This is a genomic window from Nostoc sp. CALU 1950 (assembly GCF_051172895.1).
Classification (GTDB): domain Bacteria; phylum Cyanobacteriota; class Cyanobacteriia; order Cyanobacteriales; family Nostocaceae; genus Nostoc; species Nostoc edaphicum_A.
Genome location: NZ_JBDNJQ010000344.1, coordinates 1 through 2,025, shown reverse-complemented (window position 1 = coordinate 2,025; position 2,025 = coordinate 1). Strand labels below are relative to the sequence as shown.

Below are 2,025 nucleotides of genomic sequence, written 5' to 3'. Positions count from 1 at the left end.
GGGGGCAAAAAGCTCTCAAAGTCCCCCTTTTTAAGGGGGATTTAGGGGGATCTACGACGATTTTGGTTTTATAGAAAGATGTGTCTACACCGTAGCCGTTTCGGGGAGAGGTTTGGAGAGGGGTCAATATATTACACCCAATAACTTACACAAGGAAAAACAGATGATTATCATACTTAAAAGCGGTACACCTGTTGAGGAAATTACTCGCATTAGCGAAGAACTGAGTGACACTTGGAAAGTCACGGTAGAAAAAAGCATTGGCACTCATAAAGTTGTGCTAGGGCTAATTGGTGATACCACCAGCATCGATAAATTACAGGTTCAAGAATTCAGTCCTTGGATTGAACAAGTATTACGAGTGCAACAACCTTTCAAGCGGGTAAGCCGAGAATTCCGACATGGAGAAGCCAGCGAAGTTGTTGTACCTACACCTAACGGTGATGTCTATTTTGGCGAACATCACCCGATCGTAGTTGTAGCTGGGCCTTGTTCCGTTGAAAATGAAGCGATGATTGTCGAAACAGCAAAGCGGGTGAAGGCAGCCGGAGCAAAGTTTCTCCGTGGCGGAGCCTATAAACCCCGCACCTCACCTTATGCCTTTCAAGGTTATGGTGAAAGCGCTTTAGATTTATTAGCAGCAGCGCGGGAAGCTACTGGTTTGGGTATCGTCACAGAATTGATGGATGCTGCGGATTTATCAGCAGTGGCGAGAACAGCTGACATAATCCAAATCGGAGCTAGGAATATGCACAACTTCTCGCTGTTGAAAAAGGTAGGCGCTCAAGATAAACCAGTGCTACTCAAGCGGGGGATGTCTGCGACAATTGATGAGTGGTTAATGGCAGCAGAATATATTTTGGCATCTGGAAACCCAAATGTAATTCTTTGTGAACGGGGAATTAGAACCTTTGATGGTAAATATGCCCGGAATACTTTAGATTTATCAGTGCTTCCGGTATTGCGATCGCTAACCCATTTACCGATTATGATTGATCCTAGTCATGGTACGGGTAGGTCTGAATATGTGCCATCGATGGCAATGGCTGCGATCGCAGCTGGTACAGATGCCTTAATGATTGAAGTTCACCCCAATCCCGCAAAAGCTTTATCCGATGGGCCTCAATCTCTCACCCCTGATAAATTTGACCGCTTAGTTCAAGAAATGTCAATTCTAGGCAAAGTATTCGATCGCTGGTCTACACCTACGTTTGATAGCATTAATGACAGCCGCATTCTCTTCACACCAGAACTCTCAAAGTAGATAGAGTGTAATCTTGACCGATTTTTTGCAAACGGCTAAACCCGATCAACGGATTCTTTAGACGAAAGAATCTGTTGATCGGGTTTTCATCAACTTTAATGTTTCGATTTTTTCGGATGGGGTGTTTTTATAAAGGATTTTGGCTATCTCTTGGATGTGGGCTTCTAAAAGTTTTTTATCTTCTGGTGTCATTGTTTTAACCATGCTCTCTGGCTGCCATAATTTTCTCAGTTATGGACTGCATTTGTACAGTCCCACCTTAATTCGCGAGTCATCATCACGAATATTTTCCCCTTTCTTTCGTCTTCTTGCCAAATAGGGATGCTCCCGATTGCAATCGCAGCGATCGCACTCCCCTTCATCTTGAAGAGAGTCGAGATTAAAGCCTTAATTGTGTTCGCTAAAAAGACAATCTCAAAGGAGTTTTCTACGATTCCAAGATACCTCTAGCAAGTTTTACTACGGTAGGGAAGTGAACTTAAGCTAGATGCTTGTATTGATACAAAAGGCTTTAATGCAAATAATGAGATTGTCTTCGCAGTCTGGCGGCTGACAATCTCCTATGGAATCTAAAAACACAAGACATCATGAGTCAGGGAAGCATAATATCTCTCGGTAGCGTTAATGCAGATTTTCAGGTACGAGTCAATCGCCGTCCAGACCTAAGTGAAACGCTTCTAGCTAGTGATTTTCTTCAACTGAGTGGAGGTAAGTAATCAAACAAAATTAATTACACAAATCAATATACAATATGATCTAGG

Annotated in this window: 2 protein-coding genes and 1 pseudogene; 2 read left to right on the top strand and 1 reads right to left on the bottom strand. The window is 42.9% G+C overall.

Translation table 11 applies throughout. The annotated features are described in order from the left end of the window. The first annotated feature begins 163 nt into the window (after window positions 1-163). A complete protein-coding gene (aroF, locus tag ABF638_RS37775; RefSeq protein WP_435027852.1) occupies window positions 164-1,264 on the top strand; it encodes a 3-deoxy-7-phosphoheptulonate synthase in 1,101 nt (366 codons plus the stop codon). Between the two features lie 69 nt (window positions 1,265-1,333). On the opposite strand, the pseudogene ABF638_RS37770 reads toward aroF, so the two are convergent. Continuing rightward, a pseudogene (locus ABF638_RS37770) lies at window positions 1,334-1,468 on the bottom strand (ISKra4 family transposase); the annotation flags it as partial. 383 nt (window positions 1,469-1,851) lie between these two features. Between ABF638_RS37770 and ABF638_RS37765 the strand changes: the two are divergent. Then, window positions 1,852-1,980: a hypothetical protein gene (locus ABF638_RS37765; protein ID WP_435027851.1), complete on the top strand. Its 129-nt coding sequence runs from the start codon at window positions 1,852-1,854 to the stop codon at window positions 1,978-1,980. The last annotated feature ends 45 nt before the right edge of the window (window positions 1,981-2,025 follow it).

What these genes read in the sequence shown, in the direction of transcription:
- aroF (WP_435027852.1), top strand. Translation starts at nt 164, where the DNA reads ATGATTATCATACTTAAAAGCGGTACACCTGTTGAGGAAATTACTCGC.
- ABF638_RS37765 (WP_435027851.1), top strand. Translation starts at nt 1,852, where the DNA reads ATGAGTCAGGGAAGCATAATATCTCTCGGTAGCGTTAATGCAGATTTT.